The 21,673-nt window shown below is 59.4% G+C and carries 20 protein-coding genes; 13 read left to right on the top strand and 7 right to left on the bottom strand.

The genetic code is table 11. The features are described 5' to 3' along the window. Window positions 1–185: 185 nt before the first annotated feature. The gene (locus ACQ4OB_RS17150) at window positions 186–1,427 is read left to right on the top strand and encodes a glutamine synthetase family protein (protein WP_430956098.1); all 1,242 of its coding nucleotides are present in this window, start codon (window positions 186–188) and stop codon (window positions 1,425–1,427) included. 71 nt (window positions 1,428–1,498) lie between these two features. Beyond that, window positions 1,499–2,869 carry an MFS transporter gene (locus ACQ4OB_RS17145; protein ID WP_430956095.1) on the top strand — a complete coding sequence of 457 codons (1,371 nt, stop codon included), beginning with the start codon at window positions 1,499–1,501 and terminating at the stop codon, window positions 2,867–2,869. A gap of 72 nt (window positions 2,870–2,941) precedes the next feature. On the opposite strand, the gene ACQ4OB_RS17140 is transcribed toward ACQ4OB_RS17145, so the two are convergent. The 4 genes from ACQ4OB_RS17140 to flgA all read right to left on the bottom strand — a co-directional run bounded on the left by ACQ4OB_RS17140 (window position 2,942) and on the right by flgA (window position 5,552). Then, window positions 2,942–3,688 (bottom strand): flagellar brake protein, encoded by a 747-nt coding sequence (locus ACQ4OB_RS17140; RefSeq protein WP_074879181.1) that lies wholly within the window; start codon window positions 3,686–3,688, stop codon window positions 2,942–2,944. Between the two features lie 91 nt (window positions 3,689–3,779). Then, window positions 3,780–4,247 (bottom strand): flagella synthesis protein FlgN, encoded by a 468-nt coding sequence (locus ACQ4OB_RS17135; RefSeq protein WP_074879179.1) that lies wholly within the window; start codon window positions 4,245–4,247, stop codon window positions 3,780–3,782. A gap of 48 nt (window positions 4,248–4,295) precedes the next feature. Then, window positions 4,296–4,622, bottom strand: coding sequence for a flagellar biosynthesis anti-sigma factor FlgM (gene flgM, locus ACQ4OB_RS17130; RefSeq protein WP_076028301.1), 327 nt, complete (start codon window positions 4,620–4,622; stop codon window positions 4,296–4,298). Window positions 4,623–4,790: 168 nt separating this feature from the next. After that, window positions 4,791–5,552, bottom strand: a complete 762-nt coding sequence (gene flgA, locus ACQ4OB_RS17125) for a flagellar basal body P-ring formation chaperone FlgA (protein ID WP_074879175.1) — start codon at window positions 5,550–5,552, stop codon at window positions 4,791–4,793. A gap of 82 nt (window positions 5,553–5,634) precedes the next feature. Here flgA and ACQ4OB_RS17120 point away from each other — a divergent pair, with 82 nt between their 5' ends. The 6 genes from ACQ4OB_RS17120 to flgE all read left to right on the top strand — a co-directional run bounded on the left by ACQ4OB_RS17120 (window position 5,635) and on the right by flgE (window position 10,647). Continuing rightward, on the top strand, window positions 5,635–6,567 hold the full coding sequence (locus ACQ4OB_RS17120; protein WP_074879173.1) for a chemotaxis protein CheV: 933 nt from the start codon (window positions 5,635–5,637) through the stop codon (window positions 6,565–6,567). Window positions 6,568–6,613: 46 nt separating this feature from the next. Beyond that, a complete protein-coding gene (cheR, locus tag ACQ4OB_RS17115) occupies window positions 6,614–7,441 on the top strand; it encodes a protein-glutamate O-methyltransferase CheR (RefSeq protein ID WP_074879171.1) in 828 nt (275 codons plus the stop codon). A gap of 271 nt (window positions 7,442–7,712) precedes the next feature. Beyond that, window positions 7,713–8,120, top strand: a complete 408-nt coding sequence (flgB, locus tag ACQ4OB_RS17110) for a flagellar basal body rod protein FlgB (protein WP_008147960.1) — start codon at window positions 7,713–7,715, stop codon at window positions 8,118–8,120. A gap of 3 nt (window positions 8,121–8,123) precedes the next feature. After that, window positions 8,124–8,567 carry a flagellar basal body rod protein FlgC gene (gene flgC / locus ACQ4OB_RS17105; RefSeq protein ID WP_074879168.1) on the top strand — a complete coding sequence of 148 codons (444 nt, stop codon included), beginning with the start codon at window positions 8,124–8,126 and terminating at the stop codon, window positions 8,565–8,567. Between the two features lie 15 nt (window positions 8,568–8,582). Further along, window positions 8,583–9,305, top strand: a complete 723-nt coding sequence (gene flgD / locus ACQ4OB_RS17100; RefSeq protein ID WP_430956094.1) for a flagellar hook assembly protein FlgD — start codon at window positions 8,583–8,585, stop codon at window positions 9,303–9,305. 31 nt (window positions 9,306–9,336) lie between these two features. Next, window positions 9,337–10,647: a flagellar hook protein FlgE gene (gene flgE, locus ACQ4OB_RS17095; RefSeq protein WP_074879165.1), complete on the top strand. Its 1,311-nt coding sequence runs from the start codon at window positions 9,337–9,339 to the stop codon at window positions 10,645–10,647. Window positions 10,648–10,933: 286 nt separating this feature from the next. On the opposite strand, the gene ACQ4OB_RS17090 is transcribed toward flgE, so the two are convergent. Beyond that, window positions 10,934–13,828: a ribonucleoside-diphosphate reductase subunit alpha gene (locus tag ACQ4OB_RS17090; protein WP_046046511.1), complete on the bottom strand. Its 2,895-nt coding sequence runs from the start codon at window positions 13,826–13,828 to the stop codon at window positions 10,934–10,936. Window positions 13,829–14,567: 739 nt separating this feature from the next. Between ACQ4OB_RS17090 and ACQ4OB_RS17085 the strand changes: the two genes are divergently transcribed. Continuing rightward, a complete protein-coding gene (locus ACQ4OB_RS17085; protein ID WP_074879161.1) occupies window positions 14,568–15,281 on the top strand; it encodes a response regulator in 714 nt (237 codons plus the stop codon). After that, window positions 15,278–16,888, top strand: coding sequence for an ATP-binding protein (locus tag ACQ4OB_RS17080; protein WP_074879160.1), 1,611 nt, complete (start codon window positions 15,278–15,280; stop codon window positions 16,886–16,888). Before ACQ4OB_RS17085 ends, ACQ4OB_RS17080 begins: the two co-directional genes overlap by 4 nt. A gap of 124 nt (window positions 16,889–17,012) precedes the next feature. Here the strand turns inward: ACQ4OB_RS17080 and ACQ4OB_RS17075 are convergent, their stop codons facing one another. Then, on the bottom strand, window positions 17,013–17,738 hold the full coding sequence (locus ACQ4OB_RS17075; RefSeq protein ID WP_430956093.1) for a 4'-phosphopantetheinyl transferase family protein: 726 nt from the start codon (window positions 17,736–17,738) through the stop codon (window positions 17,013–17,015). A gap of 168 nt (window positions 17,739–17,906) precedes the next feature. Further along, on the bottom strand, window positions 17,907–18,698 hold the full coding sequence (locus tag ACQ4OB_RS17070; protein WP_430956092.1) for a dienelactone hydrolase family protein: 792 nt from the start codon (window positions 18,696–18,698) through the stop codon (window positions 17,907–17,909). A gap of 145 nt (window positions 18,699–18,843) precedes the next feature. Between ACQ4OB_RS17070 and ACQ4OB_RS17065 the strand changes: the two genes are divergently transcribed. The 3 genes from ACQ4OB_RS17065 to ACQ4OB_RS17055 all read left to right on the top strand — a co-directional run bounded on the left by ACQ4OB_RS17065 (window position 18,844) and on the right by ACQ4OB_RS17055 (window position 21,648). After that, entirely contained in the window at window positions 18,844–19,446 is a 603-nt protein-coding gene (locus ACQ4OB_RS17065; protein WP_076028292.1) for a hypothetical protein, read from the top strand. Window positions 19,447–19,627: 181 nt separating this feature from the next. After that, complete coding sequence (locus ACQ4OB_RS17060) at window positions 19,628–20,305, top strand: response regulator (RefSeq protein WP_076028291.1); 678 nt, start codon at window positions 19,628–19,630, stop codon at window positions 20,303–20,305. Continuing rightward, window positions 20,302–21,648, top strand: a complete 1,347-nt coding sequence (locus ACQ4OB_RS17055) for an ATP-binding protein (protein WP_074879151.1) — start codon at window positions 20,302–20,304, stop codon at window positions 21,646–21,648. Before ACQ4OB_RS17060 ends, ACQ4OB_RS17055 begins: the two co-directional genes overlap by 4 nt. The last annotated feature ends 25 nt before the right edge of the window (window positions 21,649–21,673 follow it).

Genomic DNA, 21,673 nt, shown 5'->3' with positions numbered 1-21,673 from the left:
CCGCTGCTTGATATTCCGAACAGGCGGAGCCTATTTTGTTCGGGTCGCCGTTCGCGGCTCGCACAACAACAAAGGATTGCGTCATGACGACCGATGGCCATCGTTCACTCGCACAGCGATTGACGGGCATTGATGAGATTGAATGTGTCACGCCGGATTTGAATGGCGTACCCCGTGGCAAGGTAATGACTGCCGAAGGCTTTCTCGAGGGGCGGCGTTTGCAGATGGCGCGGGGAGTGCTGCTGCAATGCATCATGGGCGGATATCCGCCAGCGCGCTTTTACGGCAGCGATGATGGCGACCTGGCGCTGGTGCCCGATCCTGCACAGATCCATCGCTTGCCGTGGAGCCAGCAACCGCGAGCCTTGGCTATTTGCGATGCGCACGAGCTGACCGGCGAAAGCTCGTCTCTGTCGACCCGCGGCCAACTCAAAGCCGTGATCGCGCGTTACACGGCTCTCGGCCTGGCGCCGGTGGTGGCGACCGAGCTGGAATTTTTTGTCTTCGCGCCCAACACCGACCCGACCCAACCTTTTCAGCCGCCGCTGGGCTTGGACGGTCGTCGCGAGGACGGTCATTCGGCGTTCAGTATCAGTTCCAACAATGGTTTGCGGCCGTTCTTCACTGAAGTCTACGCCTGCATGGCGGCCCTGGGCTTGCCGCGCGATACCTTCATGCACGAGATGGGCGTCAGTCAGTTCGAGATCAACCTGCTGCACGGCGATCCACTGCTGTTGGCCGACCAGACACTGCTGTTCAAACATCTGCTTAAAGAAGTCGCGCTCAAGCATGGCCTGACCGTGGTTTGCATGGCCAAGCCGCTGGCGCACACGCCGGGCAGTTCGATGCATATTCACCAGAGCATCATCGAGATCGGCAGCGGGCGTAACGTGTTCAGCGACAAGGCAGGTGAGCCGACGGCGACCTTCCGTCATTTCATCGCGGGTCAGCAGGCCGGCATGGCGGATTTCACGGCGTTGTTCGCACCGAATGTGAACTCGTATCAGCGCTTGTGCCATCCCTTCGCATCACCGAATAATGCCTGCTGGTCCCACGACAACCGGGCGGCGGGATTGCGTATTCCGGCCAGTTCGCCCGCCGCTCGTCGGGTCGAGAACCGCTTGCCGGGGGCTGATGCAAATCCTTACCTGGCGATCGCCGCCAGCCTTGCCGCGGGGTTGCATGGCATTGAACACAAGCTGGAGCCTGGCGAGCCGATCCAGGGTGAATTTGAAGTACCGGACAATCTTTCGTTGCCGTGTACCTTGCATGCCGCTCTTGAACGTCTGAAACGTAGCCAATTGGCGATGGAACTGTTTGGCAAGGAGTTCATCGAAGGCTACATCGCCTCGAAGACCATGGAATTGACCAGCTTCCTTGATGAAATTACTCCCTGGGAACGGCGTGTTTTAGCGGCCCAGGCCTGACGATCCGTCGACATCAGGCTATCGTTTGTCGGTAGCCCGAAACTCACTGCAAGGAGCCGCTCGGAACGCCGATGCGCCAAATCTGGAAACCCTTTCGAGCGCTTTATTTTGCCTCGCTGATGATGTTGATCGGCTCTGGTCTGTTGAGTACTTACCTGGCCTTGCGCCTGGCCGCCGACAGCGTCGACAGCCTGTGGGTCGGTGCGTTGATGGCCGCCAACTATTGCGGCCTGGTGCTGGGTGGCAAGATCGGCCACCGACTGATTGCCCGGGTCGGGCATATTCGCGCCTATTCTGCCTGCGCCGGGATTGTCGGTGCGGCGGTGCTGGGTCATGGCCTGGTGGACTGGTTGCCGGCCTGGATCTTTCTGCGGGTCATCGTCGGCCTCGGCATGATGTGCCAATACATGGTCATCGAAAGCTGGCTCAATGAGCAGGCTGAAGCCTCGCAGCGCGGGACGGTGTTCAGCGGCTACATGATCGCCTCGTACCTGGGGCTGGTGTTGGGTCAATTGATTCTGGTCATGCACCCGGCCCTGGGCCTTGAATTGCTGATGCTCGTCGCCTTGTGCTTCGCGCTGTGCCTGGTGCCGGTGGCCCTGACCCGGCGGATTCACCCGGCGCCGTTGCACCCGGCACCGATGGAGCCGCGGTTCTTCATCAAGCGCGTGCCGCAGTCGTTGAGCACGGTGCTGGGGGCAGGGCTGATCATCGGTTCGTTCTACGGTCTGGCACCGTTGTATGCCTCACAGCAGGGGTTGTCCACGGAGCAGGTCGGTCTGTTCATGGGTAGCTGCATTTTTGCGGGCTTGCTGGTGCAATGGCCTTTGGGCTGGCTGTCCGACCGTTATGACCGGGCGCTGTTGATCCGCTGTTTTGCCTTGGCCCTGGCGCTTACCGCGCTGCCGCTGGCCATCATGCAACAGGTACCGCTGGAGATTTTGTTTATCACCGGGTTCTTCTGTTCGCTGGTGATGTTCTGCCTGTATCCGTTGGCGGTGGCGTTCTCCAATGACCACGTCGAGGGCGATCGCCGGGTGTCCCTGACGGCGATGCTGTTGGTAACCTACGGCGTCGGCGCCAGTATCGGACCGCTGGTGGCCGGGGTGCTGATGAAGCTGTTCGGCAGCCACATGCTCTATGCCTTCTTCAGTTTCTTCGCGTTGGTGCTGGTGTGGCGAATTCGTCCGAAAGCGGTAACCAACCTGCATGTGGTGGACGATGCGCCGCTGCATCACGTTGCCATGCCGGACAGTATGTCGAGTTCGCCGTTGGTGGCTTGCCTTGACCCGCGGGTCGATGAGCAGGTGGTTCAGGAGCAGATGCAGAACCCGATCAACCCTGAGCCGGACCCGGTACCTGAATCCGAGCCCGAAACCGATCCGCCGCAAGAAGACTCAGATACATCTCGCGAGCAAAGTTTTACCGAGGCAAGGCCATAACGCATAAAAACAACGCATAAAAAAACGGGCAGTCACCGCAAGGGACTGCCCGTTTTCTATTGAAGCGTCTTATTACATGTCGTCTTTGTCGAAGCGCCGAGCTTCGCGTTGCAGCTGATAGACGAACCGTTCGACTTGCCGCTGTACCAGCCCGCTCATGTTGTGAAAGCGCACGCCAGCGAAGGTGGTGGAGATCCTTTCTTCGAAGTGCAGGTAACGCAGCTCGACGGGGGCCGTCATGTTGCCAAAGGGCAGGGCGGCGATGAAGCGGTCATAGACCTGACCCAGTTGCAGGCTATCGGTGATGTCGCCTTCGAAGCGCAACTTGCAGCCGGTGGCAGAAATATCCAGGAGCTTGCCGCTGATCGGCGACTTGAGCTTTTCACCGCCCAGATCGACGTTGACCAGTTGTGCCAGCTTCAATGCTGCGCGGAATGCATTGCGACGCTGGTGGTAAACCACCTCGGCGGGCAGGGCGCCACGGTAGCAGCGACCGCCACCGGATTCGTCGATGGTCAACGGGCCGTTGCTTTCCCAGGCAATGCGCACGCCGTCGTGAAAGCCTTCGACCTTGAACGGTTCGCCGGCGAGCAGGAAGCGTTCACCATCGCGGGGAATCATTTCGTCCAGGGCAATCATGTTGCTGTCACGGTCAATGTCCACCAGATAACTCTGGAAGCGCTGGCTGCGCTCATGGAACGTGATGATCAGCGGATCATGGCTGTCTTGCAGCTGGCGCAGGGTGCCGGAGATTTCCAACGGCGTGGTGAGCACCTTGGGTGGCTGCGGAGCATCGTCCGCGCTTAAGGCATTGAACACGGTTCATCGATCTCCAGGCAAAATATGACTACGGCTGGCCAGCATATTGCCAGCAGTTTGCGCGTCTTGATAGTGCGCGCTTTCAGCAGGCTCATGCCTGGCTGAGCGGACGTGGCTTCGCAAGCATGGAGGTTGATCCGCGCGCATCGTAGAGCGCTGGCGGCTCGCCGCCGTTGAGGATTTTCAACTGATTGGCCGTCGCGGCCTGTTGCACCAGGATCGACTGGCCATTCTTGACGTTGGCCGCCTGGCACTGAGCCAGAAGATCGGTCAATACATCGCTCTGTTCCAGCAACTGATCGCCAATGCTCGAATGGCTGGCAAGTTGCTCCAGGCCATCGCGATTGGTCGGCAGGTTGAGGCTGGCGAGGATTTCACTGCGCTTGCGGCCATGCTGATCGAGCAAAATGATCAATGCCTGTTTCTGCGCCAGAATCTCTTCGAGCAGAGGCATGTCGCGACCGTGCAAGGCGAGGGACTCGGTTTGCAGTAACTCCAGCAAGTGCTGTGCCGGAGCGAAATCGTCGGTGATCAGTTGCAGTAAATTAGTGTCGTGCATGGCTGGCCTTGGGTTTTAAGCGTCCAAAAGCCTGGCGCAGGCCTTGGCCTAGCGCTGGGCTTCGAAGTTGAGCAGTTTGCTGGCTACACGGTTGCTGTCGACTTTGTAGCTGCCATCGGCAATCGCTGCTTTCAACTCGGCCACGCGGGCGTTGTCGACGGCAGGCTGATCGCGCAGCTTGTCAGTGACCTTCTGCAACTGTTGAGCCTCATTGCTGAGATGTACCGATTCCCCGCTTTTGACGGTACTGGCCTGTTCGGCCGGGGTATTCAGCGGTGCGGGCTTGCCGGCTTCGGCAGTTTCCTTCGCGGCGCTGGTACGCGTACTACCGGTAAGTGACGAGGAACTGTTTAAACGGCTGAAATCGATGACCATGACAAAAAACCTCTGGGTATTTGGACGCTTGCCATGTTTTCGGCCATACCCGGGAAAACTTTAGGCCCAATTATCAATGAGCTTGCGCGCGTCAGCGCTTGCCCTGCATAGGGCACAGTCTAGGGAACAGTCGAGTGGCGCGCCACTTCTTCACAAATACAGAGTCCTCTACATCGCTACTTCCACCTGGCCGGGCGCGATGACTTGCGCCTTGATGACCCGCTGGGAGTTGAGGTTTTTCACCCGGATCTGTTCGCGCAAGCCGCCGTTGGACAGTGCTTCACCCGGCATGCGCACGCTCAGCGTGCCACTGCGGGCGGTAATCACCACCTGGTCGCCCTTGCTGATGACTTCTGCCTGTTCCATGTGCACCAGGGTCATGACCTGGTCGGCGACCATTGGTCGGGTAAGTTTTTGCCCGATCGCCTGATCGACGGAAGTCAGGTAGCCCTGGCTGATCAGGCTGATGTCACGCTCGCGCAGGGTCACATCCTGAGGCTCGACGATACCGGCGCGTCGTAGCGGGCGGGTGGTGGTCACAATGTCACGAAACAGGCGCACTTGAGCGGGTACGAAGACCGTCCAGGGCGACGCGCCTTCGCAGCGAACCTTGACCGTAACCCGGCCCAGCGGCGTGGCCGGGCTCTCCAGGGACGCTGTCAATTCCTTGTCGCACATGGGCATGCGCAGCCGTGGATCGAGCTGCTTGACCTCGATCTCGTAGCGGCCTTCCGTTTGACTGGTGGCCAGATAGTCTTCTACGGTGAATTCAAGAAAGCCCTGGGTGACGCCGATAAGCATGTCAGGCAAGGTAACCGCGTCAGCAAGGGCAGGGCAGCCAGCGTTGAACAGGCAGACGGCCGACACCGCGCAAAGCAATTTGCGGGCGTTTGATGTCAGGCGTCGGAAAAATGTCGGTTCTGTGTTCATAAGAGTTAAAAAGCAAGCGCCGTGCCGTTTAGTGATGAATGCGCGTCGCAACACACTTAAGCGTTGGTGTAGGAGTCTGTGCATGGCTGGGGTAATGGATGCGGTAAACCAGCGCACGCAACTGGTAGGGCAGAATCGCCTTGAGCTGTTGTTGTTCCGTCTCGACGGCCAGCAGCTGTATGGGATCAACGTGTTCAAGGTTCGGGAGGTGCTGCAATGCCCCAAACTGACGCTGATGCCAAAATCCAGTCCTGTCGTGTGCGGTGTGGCAAGTATTCGGGGGGCGACCATTCCGATTCTTGATCTGGCGATGGCGACCGGCTCCGGTGCGTTGAAAGATCAAAGCAATCCCTTCGTGATCATCACGGAGTACAACACCAAGACCCAGGGTTTCCTGGTGCGGTCAGTGGAACGCATCGTCAACATGAACTGGGAGGAGATTCATCCGCCACCCAAGGGCACGGGACGCGATCATTACCTGACAGCTGTGACTCGGGTCGACAATCAGTTAGTCGAAATCATCGACGTCGAGAAAGTGCTGGCAGAAGTGGCGCCGACACCGGAAGCGATTTCCGTCGGCGTAGTGGATGTCGAAACCCAGCACAAGGCGCTCTCTTTGCGAGTGCTGACGGTCGATGACTCGTCGGTGGCGCGCAAGCAGGTGACCCGTTGCCTGCAGACGGTCGGTGTCGAAGTGGTGGCGTTGAACGACGGTCGGCAAGCGCTGGATTACCTGCGCAAGCTGGTCGACGAGGGCAAGAAGCCGGAAGAAGAGTTCCTGATGATGATTTCCGACATCGAGATGCCGGAGATGGACGGGTACACCCTCACGGCCGAGATCCGCAACGACCCTCGCATGCAAAAGCTTCACATCATCCTGCATACTTCGTTGTCCGGTGTATTCAATCAGGCGATGGTCAAGAAGGTCGGTGCCGATGACTTCCTTGCCAAATTCCGTCCTGATGACCTGGCATCCCGGGTAGTCAACCGGATCAAGGCAGCAGACATCAGCTAGGGGCCTTTTGCCCCTAACGGTTAATACGATTTAAGAGGCGGCATCTTTGTCTACGGGTAATTTGGATTTCGAACAGTTCCGGGTCTTCCTGGAAAAAGCCTGTGGCATTTTGCTTGGTGAAAACAAGCAATACCTGGTCTCGAGCCGTCTCAACAAACTGATGGAACAGCAAGGCATCAAGTCCCTCGGTGAGCTGGTCCAGCGCATCCAGACCCAGCCGCGCAGCGGTTTGCGCGAGATGGTGGTGGATGCCATGACCACCAACGAAACCCTGTGGTTTCGTGACACCTATCCGTTTGAAGTCTTGAAGAACAAGGTGCTGCCCGCGGCGATCAAGGCCGCCCCTGGCCAGCGTCTGCGGATCTGGTCGGCGGCCTGTTCGTCGGGTCAGGAACCTTATTCGCTGTCGATGTCGATCGATGAGTTCGAGCGCGTGAACATGGGCCAGTTGAAGATGGGCGTGCAGATCGTTGCCACCGACCTGTCCGGTACCATGCTGACCAACTGCAAGACCGGCGAGTACGACAGCCTGGCCATTGGCCGCGGCCTGTCGCCCGAGCGCCTTCAGCGTTACTTCGACCCGAAAGGGCCGGGGCGCTGGGCCATCAAGGCTCCGATCAAGAGCCGGGTGGAGTTTCGCTCGTTCAACCTGCTGGACAGCTACGCAGCGCTGGGCAAGTTTGACATCGTGTTCTGCCGCAACGTGCTGATCTACTTCTCCGCCGAGGTGAAGAAGGACATCCTGTTGCGCATTCACAGCACGTTGAAGCCGGGCGGTTATCTGTTCCTCGGCGCGTCCGAGGCGCTGAACGGTTTGCCGGATCATTACCAGATGGTCCAGTGCAGCCCGGGGATCATTTACCAGGCGAAGTGATTCGTTGGCGTCATCAAAAAACGGGAGTCCTCAGGGGCTCCCGTTTTTTTTTGCCTGCAATATTTCCGGCATCACATCTATCCCCTGTGGGAGCGGGCTTGGCCATGGGAAAGCGGCAGAAAAGCGGCAGGCGGCGGAAATCGGTTGCCGCTTTTCTGGCATTGCCGCATGGCCACGGCCCGCAAAGCCCCGGTTTATGGGCTTTTTTTAATTGGCACGACGCTTGCTATGTCCCTGTTACGAAAAATCAGGTCACCCAAAGGTTTCCGACATGAGCATCAGCTTCGATAAAGCGCTCGGTATCCACGAACAAGCCCTGGGCTTCCGCGCCCAGCGTGCCGAAGTCCTGGCCAACAACATCGCCAACGCCGACACCCCGAACTACAAGGCTCGGGATCTGGATTTCTCCAAAGTGCTCGCCGCACAGAACGAGAAGACCAAGAGTGGATCTTTCGCCTTGAACATGACTAACAGCCGTCATATCGAAGCCGAAGGCCTGGGCAATGGCGACGAGTCGCTGATGTATCGCACGCCGATGCAGCCGTCGATCGACCAGAACACCGTGGACGCTCAGCTGGAACAGTCGAACTACGCGGAAAACGCGGTCAACTTCCAGGCCAGCTTCACCCTGCTCAACAGCAAATTCAAAGGGCTGGTGTCAGCCCTTCGTGGAGAGTAAGTCATGTCCCTAGCCAGTGTTTTCAACATTGCCGGTAGCGGCATGAGTGCCCAGACCACTCGCTTGAACACCGTCGCCAGTAACATCGCCAACGCCGAGACCGTCTCGTCGAGCATCGACCAGACCTACCGTGCACGGCACCCGGTATTCGCCACCATGTTCCAGGGCGGCCAGAGCGGCGGCAGCGACTCGCTGTTCCAGAACCAGGACGCCGCCGGTCAAGGCGTGCAAGTGCTGGGCGTGGTCGAAGACCAGAGCAATCTTGATGCGCGCTACGAGCCGAACCATCCGGCGGCCGACGCCAAGGGCTACGTCTACTACCCGAACGTCAACGTGGTGGAGGAAATGGCTGACATGATTTCCGCGAGTCGTTCGTTCCAGACCAACGCGGAAATGATGAACACCGCCAAAACCATGATGCAGAAGGTCCTGACCCTCGGTCAGTGATAAGGGGCGACTCAGATGAGTGTTACTGATACCACCAGTAGTTTGAGCCTCAAGGACATCCTGGCCAACTCCTCGATCAAGACCAACACCAGCGCCGACGGCCTGGCGGCGGCAACGAACAGCGCCACCGGCAAAAAGGCCCTGGGCAAGGACGCGTTCCTGCAGTTGCTGGTAACGCAACTGAAAAACCAGAACCCGCTGGAACCGCAGGACAACGGCGAGTTCGTCGCCCAGTTGGCCCAGTTCAGTAGCCTGGAAGGCATCACCACGCTCAACGACACCGTCAGTGGCCTGGCGAGCAATTACAACTCGTCCCAGGCGTTGCAGGCGTCGTCGCTGGTCGGGCGTTCGGTGATTGCACCGAGCGACAAGTCGGTGGTCGATACCTCCAAGAGTTTCAGCGGCACCATCGCCGTACCGGCGTCGGTGGACCCGGTCAAGGTCAAGATCACCGATGCCGATGGCAAGGTTGTCCGCACCATCGACCTGGGCAGCCAGAAAGCCGGTACTTCCAGTTTCATCTGGGATGGCAAAAACGATGCAGGCGAAGTGGCCAAGGCGGGTACCTATACCTTCGGCGCTACGGCGACCTACGACGGCAAGGCGACCTCGCTGGTGACGTACCTGCCGGCAACGGTCAACAGCGTGACGATCAGCCAGACCGGCGGTGAGTTGATGCTCAACCTGGCCGGGGCCGGCAGCATCGCCCTGTCCAAAGTACAAACTATTGGTATGTAGAGCCGACTAACACGGCACAAAGGAGTGGAATATGTCTTTCAATATCGGCCTTAGCGGTCTCTATGCAGCCAACAAACAACTGGACGTGACCGGCAACAACATCGCCAACGTCGCGACCACCGGTTTCAAATCGTCCCGTGCGGAATTCGAAGACGTTTACTCGGCCACCAAGCTGGGTTCCGGCAGCAAAACCATCGGTAACGGCGTGCGCCTGGCCAACGTTTCCCAGCAGTTCACCCAGGGCGACGTCAACAACACCGGCAACGTGCTGGACATGGGCATCAACGGTTCCGGCTTCTTCGTGCTGAGCGAGAACGGTTCGATGTCCTACACCCGTGCCGGTACGTTCAAGGTCGACAAGGACGGTTACGTCACCAATAGCGATGGCTCTGCGCGTCTGCAGGGTTATGGCGTGGATGCCAATGGCAAGATCCTCAATGGCGTTTTGACTGACCTGCGCATCGATACGTCGAACCTGGCGCCAAAAAACACCTCCACGGTTTCGTCGACGATCAACCTGAACTCCACAGCTCCCATCATCAACCAGACGACCAATCCGTTTGATCCGTCCAAGGAAGCGTCCTTCACCAAGCAGTTCAGTACACCGATTTACGATACCCAGGGCAACAAGCACATCATGGATCAATACATGGTCAAGACGGGTGACAACACCTGGAAGACCTACACCCTGATCGAGGGTCGCAACCCGGATGGTAGCGACCCTACCGATCCTCTTACGCCTCCTGTCGCTTCGACCATGGCGTTCAATTCTTCAGGCAATCTGGTTTCCGTCACCACTCCAGCCACCCCTGCGCCGATTGTCAGCCCTGACTTGAAAGTCACCGGCTGGGTTCCGGGTAACGTGACCAATGGCGTGTGGACAGCCAACGGCGCTGCCTCCGGCGTCGTTACGGTCTCCATGGACAAAACCACGCAGTACAACGCTGACACCGCGCGTTCGATTCCTTCGCAGAACGGCTACGCCACCGGCCAGATCACCAACCTGACCATCGACGCCAGCGGTGTCATGCTGGCCAACTTCAGCAACAGCCAGACCAAGCCCATCGGCCAGATCTCGCTCGCCAGCTTCACCAACGAACAAGGTTTGCAACCGGTAGGCGGCACCAGTTGGAAAGAAACCTATGCGTCGGGTATCCCGGGCTACGATGCGCCGAACACCGGTACCTTGGGCGAGATTCACTCCAACTCCCTGGAAGAGTCCAACGTCAACCTGACCAATGAACTGGTCGACCTGATCAAGGCGCAGAGCAACTACCAGGCGAACGCCAAGACCATCTCGACCCAGAGCACCATCATGCAGACCATCATTCAGATGACCTGATGCTGGATAGCGCTGCATAAAGAACCCCTCGCAAGAGGGGTTTTTTTATGACCGGGATTTGTCCCTGACGCAGGCATCCTGGTTATCAGTGCTGGCCTCATCGCGAGCAGGCTCCCACAGTAGATCGCATTCCTCCGAGCCAACTCGGCCCTGTAGGAGTGAGCCTGCTCGCGATGGCGTCAGCACAGTCACCACATTCCTCCAGGCAAAAGAAAACCCCCGACCAATCCAGAGGACCGATCGGGGGTTGTCGAGGTCAGCGCCTTTCAGCGCTCACCGGCTCAGCTTATTGGCAAGCTTCGCAATCCGGCTCGTCGATGGCGCAAGCCTTCGGCACTGGAGCAGGGCCGGCAGGTGCTGCCAGGACCGAATCTTCACCGTGGTTGCCGCCGCTGGAAACAGCGTTCAGCTTGCCGGTGTTGATGGTCGATTTCTCGGTGCTGGTCGCGGCCAGGGCACGGAGGTAGTAAGTGGTTTTCAGACCACGGTACCAGGCCATGCGGTAGGTCACGTCCAGCTTCTTGCCCGATGCGCCAGCGATGTACAGGTTCAGCGATTGAGCCTGGTCGATCCACTTCTGACGACGGCTGGCCGCGTCAACGATCCACTTGGTGTCCACTTCGAAGGCCGTCGCGTAGAGCTCTTTGAGTTCTTGCGGGATGCGCTCGATCTGCTGCACCGAACCGTCGTAGTACTTCAGGTCGTTGATCATGACCGAGTCCCACAGACCGCGAGCCTTCAGGTCACGAACCAGGTACGGGTTGATCACGGTGAATTCGCCCGACAGGTTCGATTTCACGTAGAGGTTCTGGTAGGTCGGTTCGATCGACTGCGATACGCCAGTGATGTTGGCGATGGTCGCGGTCGGTGCGATGGCCATGATGTTGGAGTTACGAATGCCTTTCTGTACACGGGCACGAACCGGTGCCCAGTCCAGGGATTCGTTCAGGTCAACGTCGATGTACTTCTGGCCACGTTGCTCGATCAGGATCTGTTGCGAATCCAGCGGCAGGATGCCTTTGGACCACAGCGAACCCTGGAACGTCTCGTAGGCGCCGCGCTCGTCGGCCAGGTCGCAGGAAGCCTGGATCGCGTAGTAGCTGACCGCTTCCATCGACTTGTCGGCGAACTCGACGGCAGCGTCGGAACCGTAAGGAATGTGCTGCAGGTACAGCGCGTCCTGGAAGCCCATAATGCCCAGGCCGACCGGACGGTGCTTGAAGTTGGAGTTCTTCGCTTGTGGCACCGAGTAGTAGTTGATGTCGATAACGTTATCGAGCATGCGAACGGCGGTGTTCACGGTGCGTTCCAGCTTGGCGGTGTCCAGCTTGCCGTTGGTGATGTGGTTCGGCAGGTTGATCGAGCCCAGGTTGCAAACGGCGATCTCGTCCTTGTTGGTGTTCAAGGTGATCTCGGTGCACAGGTTCGAGCTGTGAACCACGCCGACGTGCTGCTGCGGGCTGCGCAGGTTGCACGGGTCTTTGAAAGTCAGCCATGGGTGGCCGGTTTCAAACAGCATGGACAGCATTTTGCGCCACAGGTCTTTGGCCTGGATGGTCTTGAACAGCTTGATCTTGCCCGGGTACTCGGACAGGGCTTCGTAGTACTCGTAACGCTCTTCGAAAGCCTTGCCGGTCAGGTCGTGCAGGTCCGGCACTTCGGACGGCGAGAACAGGGTCCACTTGCCGTCATCGAAGACGCGCTTCATGAACAGGTCAGGGATCCAGTTGGCGGTGTTCATGTCGTGGGTACGACGACGATCATCACCGGTGTTCTTACGGAGTTCGATGAACTCTTCGATGTCCATGTGCCAGGTTTCCAGGTAGGCACAGACAGCGCCTTTGCGCTTGCCACCCTGGTTAACGGCGACGGCGGTGTCGTTCACTACTTTCAGGAACGGGACAACGCCCTGGGATTTGCCGTTGGTGCCCTTGATGTACGAACCGAGTGCACGAACCGGGGTCCAGTCGTTGCCCAGGCCGCCCGCAAATTTCGACAACATGGCGTTGTCGTGGATCGCGTGGTAGATGCCCGACAGGTCATCCGGCACGGTGGTCAGGTAGCAGCTCGACAGCTGTGGACGCAGGGTACCGGCGTTGAACAGGGTCGGGGTCGACGACATGTAGTCGAAGGACGACAACAGGTTGTAGAACTCGATCGCACGGTCTTCTTTGTTCTTCTCTTCGATCGCCAGGCCCATGGCCACGCGCATGAAGAAGATTTGCGGCAGTTCGAAGCGGATACCGTCCTTGTGGATGAAGTAACGGTCGTACAGGGTTTGCAGGCCCAGGTACGTGAACTGCTGATCGCGCTCGTGGTTGATTGCCTTGCCGAGTTTTTCCAGGTCGAAGGTCGCCAGGATCGGGTTCAGCAATTCGAATTCGATGCCCTTGGCAATGTAGGCAGGCAGGGCCTTGGCGTACAGGTCGACCATTTCGTGGTGGGTCGCGCTTTCGGCGACTTCCAGGAAGCTCAGGCCTTCGGCACGCAGGGTGTCCATCAGCAGGCGGGCGGTCACGAACGAGTAGTTCGGCTCACGCTCGACCAGCGTACGGGCGGTCATCACCAGGGCGGTGTTGACGTCGGTCAGGGCCACGCCGTCGTACAGGTTTTTCAGGGTTTCGCGCTGGATCAGGTCGCCGTCGACTTCTTCCAGGCCTTCGCACGCTTCGGTCACGATGGTGTTCAGGCGGCCCATGTCCAGAGGAGCAAAGGTGCCATCGGCGCGGGTGATGCGGATCGACGGGTGAGCGTTGACGGCTTCTTCGGCCGGTGCGTGGGCGGCGCGTTCTTTCGAGCGACCGTCACGGTAGATCACGTAGTCGCGCGCCACTTTCTGCTCGCCGGCACGCATCAGGGCCAGTTCGACCTGGTCCTGGATTTCTTCGATGTGGATCGTGCCGCCCGATGGCATGCGACGCTTGAAGGTCGCGGTGACTTGTTCGGTCAGACGGGCAACGGTGTCGTGGATTCGCGACGAAGCGGCAGCGGTGCCGCCCTCAACTGCGAGAAACGCTTTGGTGATGGCGACGGTGATCTTGTCATCGGTGTAAGGAACGACAGTGCCGTTACGCTTGATCACACGCAGTTGGCCAGGCGCGGTGGCGGACAGATCCGAAGTCGAATCTGCGGCCTGCGGCAAGGTGCCCTGCGGGTTCTCGCGAGTTGTGTCGGTTTGCATGGGGGGTTGTCTCCACATTCTCTATGTTTGTTTGGGCACCATTTGGGTGCCCACCGTTCCGTCCTGAAGCACTACAACCGGCGAGGGGCCGGGCATACCAACTTCGGGACAGATCAGGAAGGGGCTATTGGGGCGCCGCTTCCATGCCGAAGTCTTTGGTCCCAGGGCTTGAACCTGGAACCGGGATCCTTTTGGGTGACAGTAATCGACTGCAACACCCGTACCGTTAACGCCGTTTTCGGCTCAAAAACAGTAGCCATCCGCACACGCGGCTTGGTCTTTCGAAAATACGTTTGGTTCAACCGGAAAGAGGCAATAAAAGCGCTTGAAACCGGTGTCTGATTTGTGTTTGGTTTTTATGCAAAAACCCTACATGTAGGGTTTTTTTGGCGACGGGGTACAAGATAATGCGTTTTTGGGGGTGTTGCAACGTACTACCTGTGGATAAACCTGTGCGTAAATTGTGTGTGAAAGGTGGAACGGGCGTGTAGGCCGCGACCTAGCTGGAGCGGACCGTTTTTCACTGATTTTCACCGATTGAAAACAGTCGCTCGGCTTTTTAAGGGCGCGAACCCTATCACAAAAAACCGCGTTGTCCGAACGCATTTACCGGCTTGTGTTCTTGGCGAGCGGCGTTTATACAATCGGCTCATGCAGATGCATTCTTATCCTCCCCAATCATTACAAAAAGACGGGCGGATCCTTCCTTATAAAGTGTTGTTGGCAAGCAGAGGTCACCGTGGAGCAAGAAGCCTGGCAGGTATTGATTGTCGAGGACGACCAGCGTCTGGCCGAACTGACCCGCGACTACCTGGAAGCCAATGGTCTGCGCGTATCGATCGAGGGCAACGGCGCCTTGGCCGCGGCACGGATCATCAAGGAGAAACCGGACCTGGTGATCCTCGACCTGATGTTGCCGGGCGAGGATGGCCTGAGCATCTGCCGCAAGGTCCGCGACAAGTATGACGGCCCGATCCTGATGCTCACCGCCCGCACTGACGACACCGATCAGATACTTGGCCTGGACCTGGGCGCCGACGACTACGTATGCAAACCGGTTCGCCCCCGTCTGTTGCTGGCGCGCATCCAGGCCCTGTTGCGACGCAGTGAAGCCCCTGAAGTGGCGCCGGAAAAACAACGGCGTCTGCAGTTCGGCCCCCTGGTGGTCGACAACGCATTGCGCGAAGCCTGGCTGAACGACAACGGCATCGAACTGACCAGCGCCGAGTTCGACCTGCTCTGGCTGTTGGTGGCCAACGCCGGGCGCATCCTGTCCCGGGAAGAGATTTTCACCGCGCTGCGCGGCATTGGCTATGACGGCCAGGACCGTTCCATCGACGTGCGCATCTCGCGCATTCGCCCAAAAATCGGCGATGACCCGGAGCATCCGCGGCTGATCAAGACCATCCGCAGCAAAGGTTATCTGTTCGTTCCGGAAGCCTGCACGCTGTGAACTCGATCTTCCTGCGCATTTACGGTGGCATGTGCGCGGCGCTGATTCTGGTGGCGGTGCTCGGCGTGCTGGCCTTGCACCTGCTCAACCAGGTGCGCGGCGAGCAATACCGCGAACGCCTGGCCCACGGCACGTTCTCGCTGATGGCCGACAATCTGAACCCGATGAACGAAACCGAGCGACACCGTGCCTTGCTGGTGTGGGAGCGGTTGTTGGGGATTCCTCTGGCGCTGAAGACCTTTGCCCAAACCGACCTCGACATGACCCAGCGCACCCGCGTGCTGCGCGGTCAGGCGCTGGTGGAACAGACCGGTCCGCACGCGGCGAAGGTTTACCGGTTGGTCAGCGACAAGGAACAGTTGGTGCTGACTGGCGAAGTCCAGCAGATCAGCGAACAACTGGCCCGGGCGACTATTTACCTGCTGGCCGATGAGCTGGTGCGCTACCCGGTGGCCGAGCAGCCCGAGCGCCTGGCGCAATTGAAGCGCGACAAAGGCTTTGGTTTCGACTTGCGGCTGGTGAAGATCGAACAGGCGGACATGGACGAAGACCAGAGTCGCCGGGTGTCCGAGGGCGACACGGTGATGGCGCTGGGCAAGGGCGGCGATTCGATCCGGGTGTTTGCCGGCATGGTGGGGACGCCGTGGGTGCTGGAAATCGGCCCGTTGTATCAGATGAATCCTTATCCGCCGGAGTGGCTGGTGCTGATCGCCGCCCTGGGTTTGAGCCTGATCGGCTTGATCGTCTATTTATTGGTGCGCCAACTTGAACGCCGTTTGCGTGGCCTGGAAGCGGCCGCCACGCGCATCGCCAAGGGCAGCCTGGAAACCCGCGTGCCAACACGCGGCGCGGACTCGGTGGGACGGCTGGCTTCGGCGTTCAACGGCATGGCCGAACACTTGCAGCAATTGCTGGCGATCCAGCGTGAGCTGGTGCGTGCCGTGTCTCATGAGCTGCGCACACCCGTGGCGCGGTTGCGTTTTGGCCTGGAAATGATCGGCTCGGCGACCACGCCGCAGGCGTTGGAAAAATACTGTGAAGGCATGGACCATGACATCGAGGATCTCGATCGCCTGGTGGACGAGATGCTCACCTACGCACGACTGGAGCAGGGTTCACCGGCACTGAATTTTCAGCGGATCGATCTGGATGCGTTGGTCAATCAGGTGATCGAAGAACTGGCGCCGTTACGCGCCGAGGTCACGGTGCAGCGCGGTTTGTGTTTGTCCGCCGCGGACAATGATGATGCCTGGGTCGAGGCCGAGCCGCGTTACCTGCACCGGGCGTTGCAGAACCTGGTGAGCAACGCCATGCGCCACGCTCAATCGCGGGTGACCGTCAGCTATCAGGTCGGGCAGCAGCGCTGTCGAGTGGACGTCGAGGATGACGGACCGGGCGTGCCGGAAACGGCCTGGGAGAAAATCTTCACGCCATTCCTGCGCCTCGACGACAGCCGTACCCGCGCCTCCGGTGGGCATGGGTTGGGGTTGTCCATCGTGCGGCGAATCATCCATTGGCATGATGGCCGGGCGTTGATCAGCAAGAGTAAAAGCCTGGGCGGGGCGTGTTTCAGTTTGAGTTGGCCGAGGAATCAGGAGAAGCGTTGAGATTGTTGGTGTCTGTTCTGGCCTCATCGCGGGCAAGCCCGCTCCCACAGGATTTGTGGTGTTGCATAGATCCCTGTGGGAGCGGGCTTGCCCGCGATGGCGTCATTGGAGACGCTAAAAGCCTTCAGGCCTTGATGCTGACCAGACTCAACAACTGCCCATCCACCACCCCAAACTGCGCATCCAGCTCCGTGCCGTTACGCCACTCGCTGGACAAATCAGTCAGCAACCGCAGCCGCACTTCACCGCTTTCGGTCCACTCCAGCACTTCAGCGTGCTCGAAATAGAAGCGCTGCTGAACGATCGGATACAGCGCCTTGAACAGGCTTTCCTTCACCGAAAACGTCAGGGTGACCAGCATCGCCAACTGGTCGCGACGGCCTGCGGTCATACGTTGCAACTCGGGCGGGGTGAGGATTTCCCCGGCCAGCCGCTCGGCCCGTTCAAGGTTGAGCAGGTTTTCCAGGTCCATCCCCAGGCCGCGATAGTGGGTTTTCTTCGCGACGATCGCCGAGGCCCGGCCGGTGCTGTGGGTGATCGAACCGGTGATGTGCGTCGGCCACACCGGTGCCCGGTCTTCGCCGATAGCCGGGATGAAGTTCAGCCCTTCCAACTGTTGCAACGCCGCCCGAGCGCAAACCCGCCCGGCGAGGAACTCCGCCTGACGCTTGGCGACCGAACGCTGGATGGTGGGCGGCGGCTCGATGGCGCTGCGCTGGAAATCATCGCTGGCCAGTTGCGAGGTATCGAAGTGAGTGCTCAACAGCACCGTATCGGGCAGCGCAAACGGCAGCGGCCAATGGGCATCGAGTGGGGTGCAGCAGACAGGGAGGGCGGGGGCGCGATTCATGTGGGGCATTTTGCCGGGTTGCTCTCAGGCTGGGTAGTAGCAACGGCTTGATCGTTCCCACGCTCCGCGTGGGAATGCCTCAAGGGACGCTCTGCGTTCCAGCTCTCGAAAGGGACGCGGAGCGTCCCGGGCTGCATTCCCACGGGGACCGTGGGAACGATCACTGTGTCAGCTAAATATTTTCTTGAAGAACGCCTGCATGTCCGCCCAGGATTTTTCATCCGCCGCTTTGTTGTAGCCAATATCCGGCCCGCCGTGATCGCCATGGCTCAACCGGTCCGCATCAGGATTGCTGAATCCATGCTTGGCTCCTTCAAGGTTGACGAATTGATAGTCAGCACCTGCCTTGTCCATTTCTGCCTTGAACGCTGCAACGTTATCCGCGGTGATCATGCTGTCCAGAGCGCCATGTTCGACGAGGATTTTGGCTTTCACGCTACCCGGTGTGGCAGGCGTCTTGGTTGCCAGCGCACCGTGAAAACTCACCACGCCCGCCAGCGGCAAACCCTGGCGTGCCGCATTCAGCACCACGCCGCCGCCGAAGCAATAACCGATAGCGGCGATTTTGTTCGGGTCGGTTTGCGGCTGTTTCTTCAGCAGATCGAGCCCGGCCTGAAAGCGTGCACTGGACGCGGCACTGTCTTTCAATGCCGCTTGCATGAAGGCCATCGCGTCCTTGGGATGCTCAGTGTTTTTGCCATCGCCATACATGTCGATGGCCAGTGCGCTGTAGCCCAGACCGGCGAGATCCCGGGCGCGGCGCTTGGTGTACTCGTTGAGCCCCCACCATTCGTGCACCACCACAACGCCGGGGCGTGCGCCCTGAATGGCGTCGTCGTAGGCGAAATAGCCGATCAGCTTGGTGCCGTCAGCACTTTGATAAGGGATTTCCTGAGTCTTGATAGCGGCTTGGCTGAGCCCGCTCAAGGCCAGTAATGCAAAGGCGAGGAAAATGCGCATCGTCGGATCTCCTGCAAAAAGTCATCAAAACAGCCTGGTCGATTTGATTCAGCTCAGGTTCAGCGTGCGTTCAGGGGGAGTTCAGGGCCGGGTGAGTAACCTTGCCCCGTACCCAAATAGCAAATAGCACATAAGGAACTCCCCTATGACTGGATTCAAAAAACTGCTTCTGGCTTTTACTGTCCTGAGCGCGAGTACCGCGGCTTTCGCTTCCGACGACAATTTCGCCAGCCTTACTTTTGGACAGACCAGCGACAAGGTCAAAAAGTCCCACGCCCTGAACGACAACCTCAACAGCCCAAACGCCGACGGCGTGATCGGCAAGGACAACACCTGGGGTGTGCGTCTGGGCCGGCAAAACAGCCAGGGTCGCTACTATGCCACTTACGACAACGTATCGGGCTCGCACAACGGCATTAAACTGCGACAGGAAAACCTCCTGGGCAGCTACGATCTGTTCTACCCGGTGGGCAGCAGCACCAGGTTGTTCGGCGGCGCCACGGCCGGTTTGACCAAAATGACTCAGGAGTCGCCAGGCTTCAGCCGCGACAGCGACATCGGTTACGCCATCGGCGGCCAGGTGGGTGTCCTGCAACAGGTTTCGCAAAACACCTCGGTGGAACTGGGTTACCGTTACCTGCGAAGCAACGCCAGCACCGAGATGAGCGAGCGCGGTGGCAGCAAACAGGGCTCGCTGGACCTGACCAGCAGCGCCCAGACCTACCTGTCGGCGAACTACGCTTTCTGACAAGCATTGCCAGTCAGTCAAGCGCAATCCTGTGGGAGCGAGCCTGCTCGCGATGACGGCGGTACATTCAGCATCAATATGGGCTGACCCACCGCTATCGCGAGCAGGCTCGCTCCCACAGGTCGCCCTGTCAGCCATTGAAGTTTGTTTCTGGAGATGTTGATTTGCGTAGGAGAGCGTTATGAAACTGCTGGTCGTCGAAGATGAAGCGCTGTTGCGCCATCACCTGCAAACCCGCCTGACGGACAGCGGCCACGTGGTCGAGTCCGTGGCCAATGCCGAAGAGGCGCTGTACCAGACCGAGCAGTACAACCATGACCTGGCGGTGATCGATCTCGGCCTGCCGGGCATGGGCGGGCTCGACCTGATCCGTCAGCTGCGCTCGCGCGGCAAGACCTTCCCGATCCTGATCCTCACCGCGCGCGGCAACTGGCAGGACAAGGTCGAAGGCCTTGCCGCCGGCGCCGACGATTACGTGGTCAAACCGTTCCAGTTCGAAGAACTCGATGCCCGCCTGAATGCCTTGCTGCGCCGTTCCAGCGGTTTCACCCAGTCGACCATCGTCGCCGGGCCGTTGCTGCTGGACCTCAATCGCAAACAGGCGTCCCTCGATGAACAACCGCTGGCGCTGACTGCTTACGAGTATCGGATCCTCGAGTACCTGATGCGGCATCACCAGCAAGTGGTGGCCAAGGATCGCTTGATGGAACAGCTCTACCCGGACGACGACGAGCGCGATCCGAACGTGATCGAAGTGTTGGTCGGCCGTCTGCGCCGCAAACTTGAAGGCCCGTCCGGCTTCAAACCGATCGATACCGTGCGTGGCCTCGGCTACCTGTTCAATGAGCGCTGCACTTGATTCGTTCCCTTCGTGTCCGCTTGATGCTCGCTGCCGCGCTCCTGGCGGTGTTGTTCATGCTGGCGCTGCTGCCGGCGATGCAGGGCGCGTTCAGCCTGGCGTTGCAGGACTCGATCGAACAGCGCCTGGCGTCGGACGTCACCACGCTGATTTCCGCCGCGCGGGTGGAGAACAACCGCTTGCAGATGCCGGCGCAGTTGCCCGATGAGCGTTTCAACCTCACTGACGGCCGTTTGCTTGGCTACATCTATGACCGCGAAGGGCATCTGGTCTGGCGCTCGAAGGGCACCCAGGAAGAGCACATCAACTACAAACCGCGTTACGACGGGCGCGGTAACGAGTTCGCGAGAATCAGCGAAGCCAACGGCCAGGAATTCTTCGTCTATGACGTCGAGGTCAAACTGCTCGGCGGCAAGAGCGCGGCGTTCAGCATCGTCGCGCTGCAACCGGTGCGCGAGTACGAAGCCACCCTCGAAGGCCTGCGGGAAAACCTCTACCTCGGTTTCGGTGCCGCCTTGCTGGTGTTGCTCGCGCTGCTGTGGAGCGGCCTGACCTGGGGCTTGCAGGCGTTGCGCCGGCTCAGTCAGGAACTGGACGAGATCGAAAGCGGCACCCGCGAAAGCCTCAGCGAACAACACCCGCGCGAACTGTTGCGCCTGACCGGTTCCCTCAACCGCTTGCTGCACAGCGAGCGCGAACAACGCAGCCGCTATCGCGATTCCCTCGACGACCTGGCCCACAGCCTGAAAACCCCGCTGACTGTGCTGCAAGGCGTCAGCGAAGACATGGCCCAGCGCCCGGCCGATCGTGATCAGGCCTGGGTGCTGCAAACCCAGATCGAACGCATGAGCCAGCAGATCAGCTACCAACTGCAACGCGCCAGCCTGCGCAAAAGCGGTCTGGTGCGTCATCAGGTACGCCTGCGCCCGGTGCTGCAAAGCCTGTGCGACACGCTGGACAAGGTCTACCGCGACAAACGCGTGCGGGTCGCGTTCGATCTGCCGGAGCAGTGTTACGTGCCGATCGAACAGGGTGCGTTGCTGGAAATGATGGGCAACCTGCTGGAAAACGCCTATCGCCTGTGCCTCGGCGAAGTACGCATCAGCGTGCGCGAAAATCTTGGCGGGGTTGAGTTGTGTGTTGAGGATGACGGGCCGGGAGTGCCGCCGGATCAGCGGGCGCGGATTCTGCAGCGTGGGGAACGGCTGGATCGCCAGCATCCGGGGCAGGGGATTGGGTTGGCGGTGGTCAAGGACATCATCGAGAGCTACAGCGCGAAGCTGACGCTGGGGGATTCGCCGATGGGCGGGGCGGCGTTCCGGATTCATTTTCCGGTGGTTTGACCGCGAGTAACCGATCGTTCCCACG

Origin of the sequence: Pseudomonas sp. ES4 (assembly GCF_050586665.1) — a bacterium.
In the GTDB taxonomy this organism is placed as follows: Bacteria; Pseudomonadota; Gammaproteobacteria; order Pseudomonadales; family Pseudomonadaceae; genus Aquipseudomonas; species Aquipseudomonas frederiksbergensis.
This window is presented reverse-complemented; position numbering and strand designations above follow the sequence as displayed.